Source organism: Streptomyces sp. NPDC060205 (assembly GCF_042728395.1).
Lineage (GTDB): Bacteria > Actinomycetota > Actinomycetes > Streptomycetales > Streptomycetaceae > Streptomyces.
In genome coordinates, this window is record NZ_JBHWZP010000227.1 from 1 (window position 1) to 15,202 (window position 15,202).

At 72.9% G+C, this 15,202-nt stretch carries 13 protein-coding genes; 6 read left to right on the forward strand and 7 right to left on the reverse strand.

All coding sequences use genetic code 11. The features are described 5' to 3' along the window. Positions 1–130 precede the first annotated feature (130 nt). Positions 131–346 carry an I78 family peptidase inhibitor gene (locus ACFWGJ_RS30850; protein WP_387331263.1) on the reverse strand — a complete coding sequence of 72 codons (216 nt, stop codon included), beginning with the start codon at positions 344–346 and terminating at the stop codon, positions 131–133. A 436-nt stretch (positions 347–782) separates the two neighbouring features. Here ACFWGJ_RS30850 and ctaD point away from each other — a divergent pair, with 436 nt between their 5' ends. Next, positions 783–2,513: a cytochrome c oxidase subunit I gene (gene ctaD / locus ACFWGJ_RS30855; protein WP_387331265.1), complete on the forward strand. Its 1,731-nt coding sequence runs from the start codon at positions 783–785 to the stop codon at positions 2,511–2,513. 70 nt (positions 2,514–2,583) lie between these two features. Here ctaD and ACFWGJ_RS30860 read toward each other — a convergent pair whose 3' ends face one another. The 4 genes from ACFWGJ_RS30860 to ACFWGJ_RS30875 form a co-directional block, all read right to left on the reverse strand. Then, positions 2,584–3,417: a hypothetical protein gene (locus ACFWGJ_RS30860; RefSeq protein ID WP_387331267.1), complete on the reverse strand. Its 834-nt coding sequence runs from the start codon at positions 3,415–3,417 to the stop codon at positions 2,584–2,586. Continuing rightward, positions 3,414–4,682 (reverse strand): glycosyltransferase family 4 protein, encoded by a 1,269-nt coding sequence (locus ACFWGJ_RS30865; protein ID WP_387331269.1) that lies wholly within the window; start codon positions 4,680–4,682, stop codon positions 3,414–3,416. Before ACFWGJ_RS30865 ends, ACFWGJ_RS30860 begins: the two co-directional genes overlap by 4 nt. 143 nt (positions 4,683–4,825) lie before the next feature. Next, a complete protein-coding gene (locus ACFWGJ_RS30870) occupies positions 4,826–6,124 on the reverse strand; it encodes an ABC transporter substrate-binding protein (RefSeq protein ID WP_387331271.1) in 1,299 nt (432 codons plus the stop codon). After that, positions 6,099–6,638: a hypothetical protein gene (locus ACFWGJ_RS30875; protein ID WP_387331273.1), complete on the reverse strand. Its 540-nt coding sequence runs from the start codon at positions 6,636–6,638 to the stop codon at positions 6,099–6,101. Before ACFWGJ_RS30875 ends, ACFWGJ_RS30870 begins: the two co-directional genes overlap by 26 nt. Before the next feature lie 127 nt (positions 6,639–6,765). Between ACFWGJ_RS30875 and ACFWGJ_RS30880 the strand changes: the two genes are divergently transcribed. Genes ACFWGJ_RS30880 through ACFWGJ_RS30890 form a run of 3 tightly spaced genes read left to right on the forward strand, consistent with a single transcriptional unit; the run spans position 6,766 to position 11,599 of the window. Beyond that, positions 6,766–7,311, forward strand: coding sequence for a hypothetical protein (locus tag ACFWGJ_RS30880; RefSeq protein ID WP_387331275.1), 546 nt, complete (start codon positions 6,766–6,768; stop codon positions 7,309–7,311). A gap of 11 nt (positions 7,312–7,322) precedes the next feature. Then, entirely contained in the window at positions 7,323–10,874 is a 3,552-nt protein-coding gene (locus tag ACFWGJ_RS30885; RefSeq protein WP_387331277.1) for an ATP-binding cassette domain-containing protein, read from the forward strand. Then, positions 10,871–11,599: an ATP-binding cassette domain-containing protein gene (locus ACFWGJ_RS30890; protein WP_387331279.1), complete on the forward strand. Its 729-nt coding sequence runs from the start codon at positions 10,871–10,873 to the stop codon at positions 11,597–11,599. The genes ACFWGJ_RS30885 and ACFWGJ_RS30890 overlap by 4 nt, the downstream gene beginning before the upstream one ends. Here the strand turns inward: ACFWGJ_RS30890 and ACFWGJ_RS30895 are convergent. Both ACFWGJ_RS30895 and ACFWGJ_RS30900 read right to left on the reverse strand, forming a co-directional pair. Further along, a complete protein-coding gene (locus tag ACFWGJ_RS30895; protein ID WP_387331281.1) occupies positions 11,493–12,308 on the reverse strand; it encodes a transglycosylase family protein in 816 nt (271 codons plus the stop codon). The two genes, ACFWGJ_RS30890 and ACFWGJ_RS30895, sit on opposite strands and share 107 nt — an antisense overlap. A gap of 265 nt (positions 12,309–12,573) precedes the next feature. Further along, on the reverse strand, positions 12,574–13,209 hold the full coding sequence (locus ACFWGJ_RS30900) for a transglycosylase family protein (protein WP_387331283.1): 636 nt from the start codon (positions 13,207–13,209) through the stop codon (positions 12,574–12,576). 535 nt (positions 13,210–13,744) lie between these two features. Between ACFWGJ_RS30900 and ACFWGJ_RS30905 the strand changes: the two genes are divergently transcribed. Together ACFWGJ_RS30905 and ACFWGJ_RS30910 are read left to right on the forward strand one after the other, a co-directional pair. Continuing rightward, on the forward strand, positions 13,745–14,521 hold the full coding sequence (locus tag ACFWGJ_RS30905) for a hypothetical protein (protein ID WP_387331285.1): 777 nt from the start codon (positions 13,745–13,747) through the stop codon (positions 14,519–14,521). Between the two features lie 159 nt (positions 14,522–14,680). Then, a complete protein-coding gene (locus tag ACFWGJ_RS30910) occupies positions 14,681–15,154 on the forward strand; it encodes a hypothetical protein (RefSeq protein WP_387331287.1) in 474 nt (157 codons plus the stop codon). Positions 15,155–15,202 lie beyond the last annotated feature (48 nt).

Below are 15,202 nucleotides of genomic sequence, written 5' to 3' on the forward strand. Positions count from 1 at the left end.
GCCGCGCAGTTCCCCGCGCCCCTCAAAAGCGGGGCTGCGCCCCAGCTTTTGCCCCGTCAGGGGCGCTTTAGGGGCGTGGGGAACTGCGCGCTCAGCCCCCACCGGCCCGCACACGCCGTACCGGACCAGGTCACCCCTTCCAGCAGCGCGTGACCCGGCCCTCCGTGACCTCGAAGTTCAGGCGTCCGGACAAGTACTCCATCGTGATGATCGCCCCCGGCGGCAACGACCGCACGGTCGACCACCCACGCGCCCGGGCCTGCCGCTCCGCACCCCCCACGTCGAGGCCGACGTACGCGTCCGGAGTGTCGGAGGGCTCCGCGGGCGGAGTGGGAATCGGTGCCATGCCGCCACGTTAGGCGCCCCCGCGCGGACACGGAACCCCGGCCCCGCCACCATCAGTCACCGGTCCTCCTTCGGTCACGCTTCTGTCACAGGACAACCACACCCGTTCCGCCCCCGCGGACATCGGCGGTTACGCAGCGAGCCGTCACACGAACGGGCGGTTCCGCACGTTTTCCGCCCGCCTTCGCACGTAATTCCGCGGCCCTCGGGACTATCTCCGAAGCCGCCCCGAATACCGCGGCCAAAAGCGGGTATCCGGACCGGTTTCCCTGCCTTTCCTTTCCGATTGTGCGGCCCCGCAAGGAAGTTGGCCCGCCACAGGAAATACACGGTCCGGGCACAGAGCCCCCGTACGCCCCCTGTCGGAGCGCGGTGTCACGCGAGCATCATGGCGTGAGCTTCAGGAGGCCCGGGACGCGACGAGCGAGGGGGCGGCGATGGGGACGGACACCGCACAGGCGGCGGTACGGCCCGTACCGGTGAAGCGGCCGGGACGGCTGGTCGTGGACTGGCTGACGACCACCGACCACAAGAAGATCGGCCACCTCTACCTGATCACCTCGTTCGCCTTCTTCCTGGTCGGCGGTCTGATGGCGCTGCTGATGCGGGCCGAGCTGGCCCGGCCCGGTACGCAGATCATCGGCAACAACACGTTCAACCAGATGTTCACGATGCACGGCACGATCATGCTGCTGCTCTTCGCGACGCCGACCTTCGCCGGTTTCGCCAACGAGATCATGCCGCTGCAGATCGGCGCGCCCGACGTCGCCTTCCCCCGGCTGAACATGCTGTCGTACTGGCTGTTCCTCTTCGGCGGGCTGATCGTGCTGGGCTCGCTGCTGGTGCCCGGCGGGCCCGCCAACTTCGGCTGGTTCGCGTACGCGCCGCTGAACAGCATGGAGCGCTCCCCCGGTATCGGCGCCGACATGTGGATCATGGGGCTCGCGCTGGCCGGCTTCGGCACGATCCTCGGCGCGGTGAACTTCCTGACGACGATCATCGGGATGCGCGCCCCGGGCATGACGATGTTCCGGATGCCGATCTTCACATGGAACACGCTGTTCACGTCGATCCTGATCCTGCTGGCGTTCCCGGTGCTCGCCGCCGCGCTCCTGGTCCTTGAGGCGGACCGGAGGTTCGGCTCGCAGGTCTTCGCCTCGGCGAACGGCGGGGCGCTGCTGTGGCAGCACCTCTTCTGGTTCTTCGGCCATCCCGAGGTCTACATCATCGCGCTGCCGTTCTTCGGGATCATCACGGAGATCATCCCGGTCTTCAGCCGGAAGCCGATCTTCGGCTATCTGACGCTGGTCGGCGCCACGATGGCCATCACCGGTCTGTCCGTTGTCGTGTGGGCCCATCACATGTTCGCGACGGGCGCGGTGCTGCTGCCGTTCTTCTCGTTCGTGTCGTTCCTGATCGCGGTGCCCACGGGTGTGAAGTTCTTCAACTGGACCGGGACCATGCTCAAGGGCTCGCTGTCCTTCGAGACACCCATGCTCTGGGCTACGGGCTTTCTGGTGTCGTTCCTGTTCGGCGGCCTCACCGGGGTGATCCTGGCCTCGCCGCCGCTGGACTTCCACGTCACGGACACGTACTTCGTGGTGGCGCACTTCCACTACGTGGTGTTCGGCACCGTCGTGTTCGCGACCTTCGGCGGCTTCTACTTCTGGTGGCCCAAGTTCACCGGCAAGATGCTCGACGAACGGCTCGGCAAGCTGCACTTCTGGACGCTCTTCGTGGGCTTCCACACCACGTTCCTGGTGCAGCACTGGCTGGGCGCGGAGGGTATGCCGCGCCGCTACGCCGACTATCTGGCCGCCGACGGGTTCACCGCGCTCAACACCATCTCGTCGATCGGCGCGTTCCTGCTGGGCATGTCGACGCTGCCGTTCCTCTACAACGTCTGGAAGACGTCCAGGTACGGCGTGCCGGTCGACGCCGACGACCCCTGGGGCTTCGGACGCTCACTGGAGTGGGCGACCTCGTGCCCGCCGCCGCGGCACAACTTCACCACGCTGCCCAGGATCCGTTCCGAGTCGCCGGCGTTCGACCTGCACCATCCGCGGTTCGCGGCGATCACCCCGCCCCAGACGCGCTCCGGCCAGGAGGACAGCCCGCAGATCCGCTTCGGCCAGGAGCGGCCTGGGGCCGGCCCCGAGCAGTACTGACCGTGTCCGCGTCGGCCGCGGGCGCGTCGTGGCCGGGCGCGCAGTTCCCCGCGCCCCTTCGGGGCGCGGCCTAGCCTGCTGCCGCCGTGACGGCCACCGAGAGGTCGTTGTCGCCCGTGTAGTACGGTCCGGCCGCCACGGGGCCGTCCTGCGTCTCCACCGTGACCTTCGGGTACGTGAAGATGGGCTTCTTGTCGGCGATGTCGTCGAGCAGCCGCGCGATCCGTACCCGCGGCCCGCTCTCCCCCGCCGGGCGCAGCCACAGGTCCCACACGCCCTCGGGCAGTCCGCCGTAGTCCACGGTGAAGCGGAACAGCGCCTGGTCCCGGTGGACCCCGATCCGCGCCCCGGGCTGTGTCTCCCCGCGGCCGGCCAGTTCGGCGTACGCGTCCGGGGTGAGCGCGACCCCGTACACCCGGCCGTGGACGCCGAGGCCGTCCTCGCCTATGTGCAGTTCGCCGGCCTCCGCGTGCGGGGCGCGCAGCCAGCTGCGCACGGAGAGGTTGCCGTGCTTGGTCGCGTACGGGATACGGACGGCGACATGGCCGCGCGCCCCGCTCGGCACCCGGTCGACGAGCGAGCGCAGGTCGTTGAGACCAGGGGTGAGGCGCTGCGGCTCGCCGTCGCCGGTCTGCGCGAAGGCGTCCCAGCGGCCCTCGGGCAGTTCGACGAAGCTGGGCAGCGCGGCGCGCAGCCGTCCGTCGGCGGCCGGGGCGAGCGGCAGCCGGACCTCCTGGAGGCCGTCGCGGTGGATCAGTACGAGGTGGGTGTCCCCGCTCTCGCCGGTCTCGGCCATGTCGAAGGTGAGGCCGCCCGCGGAGTCGGCGAGGCAGTCGGCACGCGGTGGCATGGCGGCGTCCTCGTCGGCGGGTGTCTGCGCGGTCTGCGGAGCCAGCGTCATCATGCGGAACGCTCCTTCCCGAATACGGTCAGTCCGGCGTCCCGCACGGCGTACGCGCTGCCGAGCAGGGCCCCTCGGGTGCGGTGCAGTGAGCCGCGCACCCGGCCGATCTTCGAGGTGCCGCCCCGCGAGACGAGACCGCTGAAGACCGATTCGTAGCGTTCGGCGATCCGGGACGGGTCGAAGCGCTCGGAGTCCTTGAGCGCCGCGTCCGCCATCTGCCGGCGCAGTGCGTCGTCGTTGATGAGTTCGAGCAGGCCGCCCGCGATGGCCTGGACGTTCCCGACCTGTACGAGGCGTCCGTCCACGCCGTTGTCGATGATCTCCCCCGGGCCGTGCGGGCAGTCGGTGGAGACGACGGGCAGGCCGCAGCGCATGGCCTCGACGATGGTCATGCCGAACGATTCGAGGCTGGAGGTGACGGCGGCGATGGAGCCCTTGGCCCACTCCGGCTCGATGGGGTTGGCCGCTCCCATCAGCAACACGTGGTTGTAGAGGCCCAGTTCGTCGATGAGGTGGCGCAGCTTGTCCTTCTGTTTCCCGCTGCCGTAGATCCGCAGGCGCCAGTCGGGCCGCTCGGCGCGCACCAGGTCGAAGGCCCTGATCAGCAGGTCGTACCGCTTGACCGGGGCGAGCCGGCCGGCCGCGACGACCCATTTGCCGGTGCCGTCGGCGGGCTCTATGCCGGGCGCGGGCACCGAGTTGGGCACGGCCTCGACGTGCACGCCGGGCAGCCGCATCTTCGTGCGGTACGCGGCGGCGTCCGCCTCGGTGGTCGTGGTGACCGCGTCCAGGCGGGGGTAGGCGCCGCGCAGTTCCGTGCGCAGTCCGACGGAGTGGCTGTCGAGGGTGAGGTGCTCCTGGCCGACACGGGCCGGGCCGCGCCTGGTCTCGCGGGCCAGGTGCACGTTCAGGCCGGGGCGGGTGCCGACCACGACATCGGCGTCGGTCGTGGAGAGATGCTCGGCGATACGGCGGTCGGTCAGGGCGCTGTACTGCTCGTAGCGGATCTCTCCCTTCGGGAAGACCCGGGCAGGTTTCCGGTAGTCAGGGTCGTCGCCCTCGTATCCGGGGCCGCCCTTGCGCAGATCCACGAGGTGGCGCAGGCGCACGCGCGGGTTCCGTGCGAAGACCGGCTCCTCGCGGTGGCGGAGGACGGAGACGATCTCCACGTCGTGCTGTTCGGCCAGGGTGTTCGCAAGGTTGTACGTCGTCCGGATCGTCCCACCGATTCCGTAGGCGTTGTGTATGAGGAAGGAAATCTGCATGCGTCCCCGTATCTCCGGCTCGTCCAGCTACCAGAGGGTTAGACCTGGGTACGGATGCGATGGTTGGGCTTGCTTATCACTCTGTTCCCGAACAGTTGCGCCATCGGTAACGAGATGAGGGAACCTTTCGGGGCTCTCGTGCATCAGGGCTTGTAGGAGAGCTGCGGGACGTCGTAGCAGTCGTGGTCCATGTCCCCCTGGCTCACCCATCCGCGGGCGTCCTCCCAGCGGGCCACCGACAGACAGGTCCTGCGCGTCCTGGGCGGTTCGGGCAGGTGCGCGAACCGGACCGGCAGCAGCAGCCCCCGCGCGGTGTACGGCTTCCCGGCGGCCATGAAGCGGTCGACGCACGCGCGCGTGACGCCCTTCTTCGCGCAGGAGCGGGCCGCGTCCGTGAACCACATCGCGGCGGCCCAGCCCTCCAGCTGCCACTGGGAGCGGGTCTTCAGCGCCTTGGTGCCGTCCCGGAACTCCCGTACGGCCTCGTGGCCGGTGTCCTCGTAGTTGCGGCTCGCGCCCGTCGCCCACAGGGTGTTGCGGCAGCGCGGGGCCTTCTTGTAGTCCTCGCGGACGGTGGACGTCCAGTTCTGCACGTTGGTGACCTTGGCGAGGACCTCCGCGCCGACGTCGTCCATCGCCTGGCACAGCCGGGCGTTGCCGTAGGTGTCGATGGCGTCGAAGACCAGGTCGGCGCCCCGCTCCTTCAGATCGGCCGCCGCGGCACGGAAGTTGGGCAGCGCGAAGTCGACCTGCTCGGTGACGACCTCGTACCCCTCGGCCTTCAGTCCGCGGACCACGAGCCGGGCGTACGCCGCCGACGCGGGCTGGTTGTACGAGACGACGGCCGCCGTACGCGCGCCCTGTCTCTCCTTGAACCAGCGGTAGATCTCGGTGCCGCCGTACAGCTCGCCGTCCCAGCCGGGCTTTCCGTTCCGTGGCGCGAGGCTGCCGTAGATCCCGTAGAGGTGCGGCCAGGTGTCGTAGGCCGCGCCGATGGGCTGTCCGCCGATGTCGGGCACGCGCGCGTGGGACACCCGGGAGGCGCCCGCGTAGTCGAGGGCGGAGGTGGCGACCAGCGCCACCACCTCGTCCTCGTCGACGAGCCGGTGCACGCACTCGTTGTTGCCGACGCCGCTGCCGCCGTCGTCGCACGTGCGGACCTCGACCCTGCGTCCCGCGATGCCGCCGCGCGCGTTCAGGGCGTCGAACCAGGCCTTCGCGCCGTCGCGCGGCCCCGTGAAGGCGTCGCCGCCGACCGGGCTGGTGGCGCTCGTGACGATGCCCACGCGGATCGGCTCCGCGGTGGTGCGGGCGGGTGTGCGGTCGGGCCGGTTCTCGAAGTCGCTCTCCGGGAGGCGGCTGCCGCAGGCCGTGCCCGCCAGGAGCAGCAGGAACAGCAGGCCCACGGCAGCGGATTCAGCAGCCCGGCCCCGGCGAGGCATTGCCGCTCAGCGTGACCAGACCGCACAGCGTCCTGACCGACACCTTCCAGGTGCCGTCCTGTTCGACGGAGGTCCCGGCGGCGTCCGGCATGACCGTGGCGCCCTTCAGGGTGAGCGTGTACGTGACGTCCGCGTCGGTCGGCGAGGTGAAGGCGACCTTGCCGACCGTCGCCTCGACCTGCCCGCCGCGCTCGTCGCCGCTGAAGCTCTTCAGGACCGCGCCCATCGCGTCGCCGTTCTCCAGGACGGCCTGTTTGTCCTTCGTGGGGACGGCGGGGTCGAAGAACTTCTTCCAGTTCTCCTTGATCTCCTTCTCGGCCGCCGCCGGGTCGTCCGGCGCGCTCGCGCTCGGACCCGGTTCGGCCTTCGAGGTCCGTTCCGCGGAGGGCGAGGGCGGATCCGTGTCGTCCCCACCGCTGTCGTCGCCGCACGCCGTGAGGGCCGGGGCGAGAAGGAGCACCGCCACCGCCAGCCCACGGCCCGTACCCCGCCTGAGATCACTCCCGAGAACCATCTGGCCCACCACCGGGTGTCGGTCCGGGCCGTGCGCGCCCGGAGCTTTCAGGGACAGCTTCCAGAAGGCATAGTGCAAGTCCGTCGGCGGACTTGGAAGACAGCCGGACACATCACGTGGAGCCCCCATGCGGACTGCTCGACTGCGGAATGTGCGTCCCGTCCTCTGGGCCGGGTGGGCGGCGCTCGCCACAGGCGCGGTGCTGTGCGTCCTCGGCTGGTACGGGATCTCCGGCGAGCGGTACGCGGAACGGCAGCTGCCGTACCTCGCGTCCTGCACGGTGCCCGGAGCGGCCCTGATCATCGCCGCGGCGGTCCTCCTCACGCACGGCGGGAACGCCCTCGCGGCCGCCCGCGTCGAGGAGTTGTACGGGCTCCTGGTCGCGGCCGACCCCGATGACGCCGCCGCGGACGGGACGGCCCCCGCGCCCGTGGCGGTCGGCGGGGAGCTGCTGATGGTGCCGGGCGGCACGCTGTGGCACCGCGCGGACTGTCCGCTCGTCGCCGGGAAGCCCGAGGCGCTGCCGGTCGACTCCCGGGTCCTCGCGGGCGGCGACCTCGCCCCCTGCCCGATCTGCGAACCCACGGCCTCGCACGACCCGCCGGACGCTCCCCCCGACGCCTCCTCGGACGCCTCCTCGGACGGCCCGTCGTCCGGGGCGGCGGCCGGCTGATGTCGTCGCCGATGTCGTCACTGACGTACGACCTCACGCTCGCCGGGCTCTCCGTGGGCAGCGCCGCCGCGCTCACCGGGATCGGACTGGTCGTCACGCACCGGGCGACCGGCGTCCTCAACTTCGCGCACGGCGCCATCGCGATGGTGTGCGCCTATCTGCTGCGCCAGCTCACCGTCGCGTGGGAGTGGCCGCTCGCGCTCGCCGCCCCGCTCACCCTGCTCGTGGTGGCCCCGGCGATCGGGGTGGCGCTGGAACGATTCGTCTTCCGCCCCCTGGCCGTCCTGGGCGGCGACCCCGCGCAGACCCTCGTCGCGTCGATCGGCGTGTTCGTCCTGCTCGTCGGCGGGGCGGCGCTCGTCTGGGGCCCGGGCGCGCGCTCGGACGCGCCGACGCTCGTCTCCGCGGACCCCTGGGGGCAGTTGGCGGTGACGCTCGTCCTGGCCGCGGGTGTGGGGGCGGTGATCCGCCGGACCCGCTTCGGCCGCCGGCTGCGGGCCGTCGTTGACGACCGTTCGCTCGCCGCGCTGACGGGCGTGGACGCGGACCGGGTGGCCGCGGCGGGCTGGGCGTTCGGCTCGTTCACCGCGGGCCTGACGGGGGTATTGCTGGCTCCGTACGTACGCCTGGACCCGTACGGCCTGCCCCTGCTGGTGATGGAGGTGGTGGCGGTCGCGGTGGCCGCCCGGATGCGCAGCCTGCCGGTGGCGGTCGCGGTGGCCCTGGGCATCGGCGTCGCGCAGAGCCAGCTGACCCGGCTGCATCCCGGCGGGCGCCTCGAACCCCTCCTCCAGGCGGTCGGCGCGAACCTCTTCGTCGTCGCCCTCCTGGTCGCCGCGCTGGTGCTGCCGGGCATCGGCGGCCGGGACGCCCTGCCGCGCACGGCGACGGCCCGGGTACCGACCCCGCCGGGCGCGTGGATCGTTGCCGTGGTCCTGTTCCTCCTCCCACTGGGCTTCGCGGGCACGGACCTGCGCACGGCGGTCCAGGTACCGGCGCTGGGCGTCATCCTGCTCTCCCTCGTCGTGGTCACGGGCCGCGGCGGCCAGATCTCCCTGGGCCAGGCGGCGTACGCGGGTCTGGGCGCCCTCTTCACGGCGCTGCTGGCGGCGGGCCGCTTCCCGGGGCTGCCCGAGCTCCCGGAACCGGCCGCGCTCATGGCCGCCGTGCTGCTGGTGGCGCCCCTGGGCCTGCTGACGGGCGGGCCGGCCATCAGCCGCCACGGCCTGGCCCTCGCGCTGGCGACCTTCGCGGTGGGCGTCGGCGTCAGCCGCTTCGTCTTCGCCCAGCCGTACGCGACCTCGGGCCTGTCCCTGGGCCGTCCAGCGGGCTTCGAGGGCGACCGCGCGTACTACGCGCTGGAACTCGTCCTCCTCGCGGGCGCGTTGTGGGCCGCCCACCTGCTGCGCCGGGGCCGTACGGGCCGGGCGCTGGCCGCGATGCGGGACCACGAGGCGGGCGCGTCGGCGGCGGGCGTCCGCGTCCCGGCACTGAAACTCACGGCCTTCGTGGCGGGCGCGGCACTGGCCGCGCTGGGCGGCGGCATGCTCGGCATGGGTGTGCGCGCCTTCGACCCGGCGCAGTACGACCCGGTCCGCGGGCTGCTGTGGTTCGCCGCGATCGTGGTGCTCGGCGCCGACAGCGTCCTGGGCGCGCTGCTCGCGGCGGCCCTCCTGGTCGGCCTCGACGCGGGCACCCGGGGCGGGGTGGCGGCGGCGACGATCGGCATTTTGGCGGTCCTGGTGGGCCGCTTCCCCGGCGGCCCGTACGAGGCCCTGCGCACGGCTGCCGACCGCCTGCGCCTGCGCGGACAGGTGAGGCTGACCCCGCTGGGGACCGAGGTGAGGCAAGCGGTGCGGGCGCGGATGCGGGTACGGGACTTGGGCGCGTCCCAGGGGCCGGGGGGTGCGGCGCCCGTCGTGGGAGCGCCCCCGGCAGGGAGCGCCCGGCCTGCGGCGGGGACGTCCGACTCCCCGAACACGGACACGCTGCGCTTCCGCGCGGCCGGGCGACCGCTGGTGCGACGACCGATGCCGCCGGTCGTGTCCGGCACGGACGGATCCGGTACAGACGGATCCGGTACGGACGGATCCGGTACACGGTGGCCGTCCGGCACCGCGAAACGGGCCGGGCGCGGCCAGGACAGGCCTTCGGGGACGCCGCCCGCACCGGAGCCGGGTCGGCGGGAGGGGGAGGCCGGGCGCGGCGGCCGTGCGGCGCCCGACCCGGTGCGCGGCGAGCACGGCACGGCTGCCCCGGGCCCGGCGGCACCGGGGACCCTCCGCCCCGGGGCGGCTCCGCCGACCGCCCACGCGGCGGAGCGGACCGGTCCCGGCCGGCGCACGCCGTCGGAGGCGCCGCCGGTACCGGGCACGGAAACCTCCACAGGACCCACCGACGCCCCGCCCGCCGGGCCTGGCGGGCGCCAAGTCCCCGGCCCCGACCGGGACGAGCACACCCCGGGACCGGCCCGCCCCAGGGCCGGGGCGGCGGAACAAACCGGTCCCGGCCGGCACACACCGTCGGAGGCGCCACCCGTACCCGACACGGAAACCTCCACAGGACCCACCGACGCCCCGCCCGCCGGGCCTGGCGGGCGCCAAGTCCCCAGCCCCGACCGGGACGAGCACCCCCCGGGACCGGCCCGCCCCGGGACCGGGGCGGCGGAACGGGCCGGGCCCGGGCGGGTCCCTGGTCCGCGCAGTCCCTCGGTGCCGCCCGCGACGGCGCCCTCGGGCGGCGCGGGCGGCTCCGGTGGTACCGCGGGGGCCGGTGGGGCCGGTGCGGGGAGGCGCGGTCGTGCGCATGGGACGGGGTCCCCGCGCACCCGGGGCGGACTCGTGGCGCCCGGTCCGCCCGTGCTGCGGGCCCGGGCCCTGCGCGTCGCCTACGACGGGTTCACCGCTCTGGACGGGGTCGACCTCGATCTTCCGTCCGGCCGGATCACCGCGGTCGTCGGGCCCAACGGGGCCGGGAAGAGCACCCTGTTCCACTGCCTCGCCGGAACCGTCCGACCGGTGTCGGGCCGGGTCGCGCTCGGGGAACGGGACATCACCCGGCTGCCCGCCCACGCACGGACACGGCTCGGCATCGCCCGTACCTTCCAGCAGCTGGCCGTCTTCCCGTCCCTGACCGTGGCCGAGAACGTCCGCGTGGGCGCCGAACAGGGCCGCTCCGCGGACACCGGAGCGGCGGAACGGGCCCTGCGGCTGCTCGGGCTCGACGGAGCCGTACGGACGCTGCCGGCGGCGGACCTGCCCACCGGAACCCTGCGCCGGGTCGAACTCGCCCGGGCCCTCGCGGCGAGCCCACGCGTCCTGCTGCTCGACGAACCCGCCGCCGGCCTCGACACGGGCGAGGTGACCGCACTGGCCCGCGTGCTGCGCGCGCTCGCCGCCGACGGAACGGCCCTCCTCGTCGTCGAACACGATCTCGACCTGGTCGCCGGCCTCGCCGACCTCGTGCACGTCATGACCGCGGGCCGCGTCGTCGCCTCCGGCCCCGCCGACCACGTACTCGAAGGGCCTGCCGGGTACGGCGAGCCGGGCAGGTCCGGCCGATGAGCGCGGCCGGGATCTCGCTGCGCCACGCGCGCGTGCGCTACGGCCCGCTGGAGGCCCTGCACGGTGTCACCCTCCACGCGCCCGCCCGCGGCGTCACCGTCCTGCTCGGCCGCAACGGCTCGGGCCGGACGACCGCGCTCCGCGCCCTGGCGGGCACCCTGCCCCTGTCCCACGGCGCCGTGGTCTGGGACGGCGCCGACGTCACGCGCCTGCCCGCGTACGAACGGGCCCGCCGGGGCCTGTGCCTCGTCCCGGACCGCCGTGCGGTGTTCGCCTCGCTCACGGTCCGCGAGAACCTCGAACTGGCCGCCTCCGGACGCCCCTTCTCGCCCGCCCTCGACGCCTACCCCCGGCTCGGCACCCTGCTGCCCCGCAGAGCGGGCACGCTCTCCGGCGGCGAACAGCGCATGCTCGCCCTCTCCCGCGCCCTGCTGGCACGCGCGCGCGTGGTCCTCGTCGACGAGCCCGCACAGGGCATGTCCCCGACGGTCGCGGCCCGCACGTACGGGCTGCTGCGCGGCCTCGACGCCTGCGTGGTCGTGGCCGAACAGCGCCTGCCGCCCGTCCTGTGCACCGGCACGACCCTCGTGTACGAACTCCGGCGCGGCGCGGTCGTGTTCAGCGGCGAGGCGACGGAGTCGGGGACACGGATGGGGCCGGGGACAGGGATGGGGCCGGGGACGTCCGCGGCGACGGATCCACCAGGACCGGCGAGGCCGACATGACCGGCACGGAGGGGACGGCCGAGGGGACCGGCTGGACCGGCTGGACCGGCTGGGCAGAGGGGACCGACGGAGTCGGTGTGCTCGGGCTGTTCGGGCGGCTCGCGGCGGGCGCCGGTCTGCCTCCTCCTCCCGCCGGGGCAGTGAGCCGCCGTCCCGGGCCCGCCCCCTTCGGAAGCCTCAGCATCGTGCCGACGTTCAGGCGGTCCGGACGCGCTCCGACCAGCTGCCGGTTGAGCTTGTAGAGCGCCTTCCACCCGCCCTTGACGCGATACGACCGGGCGATCGACGACAGGCTCTCCCCCGGCCTCACCACATGCGCGCGCCCCGTGAGCCCGTACCTCTTGGAGCAGACGGGCCACGCCTTCCAGCCCTGGACGCGCAGCACCTCTTCCGCGACCTCGATCTGTTCGTCGCGCGTGGCCAGATCGGCCCGCCGCGCGTAGGCCAGGCCGCCGAACGCCTGCCAGGTGGGCTGCCAGAACTGCAGCCCTCCGTAGAAGCCGTTCCCGGTGTTCGCGTTCCAGCGGCCGGAGCTCTCGCACTTCGCGACGCAGCCCCACGGCCACCGGTCCTTCGCACAGGTGTACGGCGCCCGGTCCGCCGTCGCGGGGCCGGACGCCGGGGTCGGTGGTGCCGCCGCCTCCGCGGGCACCGGCAGGGCAAGAACCGCGACGACGACGGCCGCGTACCGCATGCGCTTGATCGACATCGGGCCACGCTAGGTGGGGGTGCGGCGGCCCTGGCCGAGCCGCGCGGGTGGTGACCGGGGGCCCACCCGGTCGGCCGACCGCATGGGCCCCGGGGCCCGCGTGCGTTCTCGCCTACGGGTCCGGTGAGGGCTGAGCGCGCAGTTCCCCGCACCCCTGAAGGGGCAAAGACAGGGGCGCAGCCCCGTTCTTGAGGGGCGCGGGGAACTGCGCGGCCCGCCCCCACCGGACCCGCAGCCGACCGCAGATCCTCAGACCCTCACACCGTCACACCCTCAGCCGCTGTCCAGGCACGATGACATCGGGATCCCCGCCGATGACGGCCCGATTCGCGGCATACAGGCGCTGCCACGTCGTCCCGTACCGCGCCGCGACACCACTCAACGTGTCACCACTGCGAACGGTGTAGCCACCACGCGACGAGCCGCGCCCGGTGTGCCCCGCCGACCGCTCCGGCGCCTTCGCCGACTTGGACGGCTTGGACGGCTTGGACGGCGCGACCTTGCCGGTCGAGCCCGACGCACCCGCGGCCGGAGCACTCCCGGACGCCCCCGCCCGCGCCGCACAGGTGGGCCACGCGCCCCACCCCTGCGCACGCTGCACCTTCGTGGCGACAGCGATCTGCTGCGCCTTGGAGGCCTTGTCGGCCGTGGACGCGTAGGCCGTACCGCCGTACGCGCGCCAGGAACCGGCGGAGAACTGGAGCCCTCCGTAGTAGCCGTTCCCGGTGTTGATGTGCCAGTTGCCGCCGCTCTCGCACCGGGCGATGCGGTCCCACACCCCACCGTCCGCCGCGACGGCGTTGCCGTTCGCGGCGAGCAGTCCGAGCGGGGCGAGCAGAGCCGCCCCGGCGAGAACCGCGGTCGTACGAGTCTTACGGGTGTTCTCGGCACATTCGGACATGTATTTCCCTCTCGAAGGACCCGGGGTCCCCCGAGGCGGTACGGGACCGCCGCGTCTCGACGCGGTCGCCCCGACCCGCCCCGTCCGCCGAAGGTGGTGCGGAGTGCTGCGGGTGGTGCGGGTGGCGGACGTACCCGAGCGGTGCTCGCTGCACACGGCGGAGCAATGTAGAGAGTGGAGAGGCCCGATATCAACCAACTCCTTGTCATTCCAGGCCAGTTCGCCGTTACCTCAGGTATCGTCGATTTTGAGCCACCCACTTCATTCGTGGATTTCCTGATTTGTCGACCACCGGCCCAGGCGATCTGTGATTCACGTCACCGGTACAACTTCCGGGCTGATCAAGGGAGTTGGCGTGGAGTGACGGATTCCGCCGCCGGGTTCACCGTGTGCGCAGGATGGTTCGATTCCGTTCGCTCTGGGGCGTGACCCCCGCCACAGATCCTCCGTTGTCTTCTTCATGAGCCGGGAACCCATCCGGTTCACGGACCGGGAGCCCCCGGCCACAACACGCACCGCACCCGAGGAGCCCCCCGTGCCGCGCATGCTCGACGTCAGCGACGACGTACGCGCCGAGATCGGCGACGAAGAAGCCGACCGGCTGCTCGCCGGAGAGAACGCCCCGGGCAGTTACGACTGCACGTCCTGCCGCACCCAGGGCGACTCCGAACAGGAGCGCACCAGCACCGTCCTGTTCATCGGCGACGAGACGGCCGTACTCGCGTTCGCCCACGCCACCTGCCTGCCCTCGCAGGTCGTCCAGGTGACCGAGGAGCAGCTGCAGGGCGCCGTCCGGTCCATCACCGGGGACGAGCGCCCCTCCGAGGCCCTGCCCGAGCAGGCCGTCCTCGGCGTCACCAGCGGACTCATCCTGCTGGGCGGCGAACTGCACCCCGCACTCGTCGTCGAACCGACCGGGCGCATCGCCCGGCCGGGCACGACGGGAGGAAGCGGCGACGACTTCCTGCCGCTCCTCATCGAGCAGGGCTTCATGCCGGTCAGTCAGCTCACCGAGGTGCCGCCCGTGCTGCACGGCTGGTCCGTGCTGCTCGCTATGGGTCAGCTGCACGCGGTCCTGCAGCCCAGCAGCAGCGGCGGCTCGCCCGTCGCCTGGTGGCAGGCCCATCAGCCGCTCCAGGTCACCGACAGCTGGCGGGCGGCCGCCAACAAGCACCAGCAGGTGCTGCTGTTCGCGGCCCCGGTCGGCTCCATCGGCCGCCAGCCCCGCGAGGACCTGCTGCGCGACGCCCTGGACAAGGCCGCGGTGGGCGGGCGGCTGGTGGCGAGCGCGATGCCCCTCGCCGGTACCTGACCGGCAGCGGGCCCGCACCGGGGCTTGACCCGTCAGGCAGCGCTGTGACCTGCGAAAGCGGGCCGTCGGCCGCATCCGAAGGGCGGCGGGGTCGTTGGCACGTACGTGTACACCTACGACACCCCCCGCCGCCCGCCCTACTCGTCACCGATCCCGGCCATGCGGCCGGCCCGGGACACCACGGGCAGCTCTTCGGCCACCCCGATCTACGACGCGCTCTACGCGGAGTACCTCAGGACCTTCCGGGCCCTGCCGGGTGACCGCATGGGCGAGGAGGAGCTGGGCTTCACGGCTTTCGGGATCAGCCCGCACGGACCGGGGTCGTACGCACCGGGGTCGTACGCACCGGGACTGTCCGGCGCACCGGGACTGTCCGGATCAGGTCCGCACGGGTCGGGCCAGCACAGCGCCGGTCTGCACAACGCCGGTCTGCTCAGCGGCGGCTCGTACGGCTCGGGCGCGTACACACCGACCGTGTACGGCATGCGGCAGGTCGCCGGGCAGCACCAGACGGGACACGCGGCCACGCACCAGAGCCAGACGGTCACCTCCCTCTGGCAGCCGGTGGCACGGCAGCACGCCACGGGCCTGACACCGGCGGCGCTGCCGCCCGGCCCGCGCAGGGAACGCTGAGGCGGGCTGAAGAGAACGGGAGAGGGCCCCTGCTGCGCGCAGGGGCCC

What these genes read in the sequence shown, in the direction of transcription:
- ACFWGJ_RS30850 (WP_387331263.1), bottom strand. Translation starts at nt 346, where the DNA reads ATGGCACCGATTCCCACTCCGCCCGCGGAGCCCTCCGACACTCCGGAC.
- ctaD (WP_387331265.1), top strand. Translation starts at nt 783, where the DNA reads ATGGGGACGGACACCGCACAGGCGGCGGTACGGCCCGTACCGGTGAAG.
- ACFWGJ_RS30860 (WP_387331267.1), bottom strand. Translation starts at nt 3,417, where the DNA reads ATGATGACGCTGGCTCCGCAGACCGCGCAGACACCCGCCGACGAGGAC.
- ACFWGJ_RS30865 (WP_387331269.1), bottom strand. Translation starts at nt 4,682, where the DNA reads ATGCAGATTTCCTTCCTCATACACAACGCCTACGGAATCGGTGGGACG.
- ACFWGJ_RS30870 (WP_387331271.1), bottom strand. Translation starts at nt 6,124, where the DNA reads ATGCCTCGCCGGGGCCGGGCTGCTGAATCCGCTGCCGTGGGCCTGCTG.
- ACFWGJ_RS30875 (WP_387331273.1), bottom strand. Translation starts at nt 6,638, where the DNA reads ATGGTTCTCGGGAGTGATCTCAGGCGGGGTACGGGCCGTGGGCTGGCG.
- ACFWGJ_RS30880 (WP_387331275.1), top strand. Translation starts at nt 6,766, where the DNA reads ATGCGGACTGCTCGACTGCGGAATGTGCGTCCCGTCCTCTGGGCCGGG.
- ACFWGJ_RS30885 (WP_387331277.1), top strand. Translation starts at nt 7,323, where the DNA reads ATGTCGTCACTGACGTACGACCTCACGCTCGCCGGGCTCTCCGTGGGC.
- ACFWGJ_RS30890 (WP_387331279.1), top strand. Translation starts at nt 10,871, where the DNA reads ATGAGCGCGGCCGGGATCTCGCTGCGCCACGCGCGCGTGCGCTACGGC.
- ACFWGJ_RS30895 (WP_387331281.1), bottom strand. Translation starts at nt 12,308, where the DNA reads ATGTCGATCAAGCGCATGCGGTACGCGGCCGTCGTCGTCGCGGTTCTT.
- ACFWGJ_RS30900 (WP_387331283.1), bottom strand. Translation starts at nt 13,209, where the DNA reads ATGTCCGAATGTGCCGAGAACACCCGTAAGACTCGTACGACCGCGGTT.
- ACFWGJ_RS30910 (WP_387331287.1), top strand. Translation starts at nt 14,681, where the DNA reads ATGCGGCCGGCCCGGGACACCACGGGCAGCTCTTCGGCCACCCCGATC.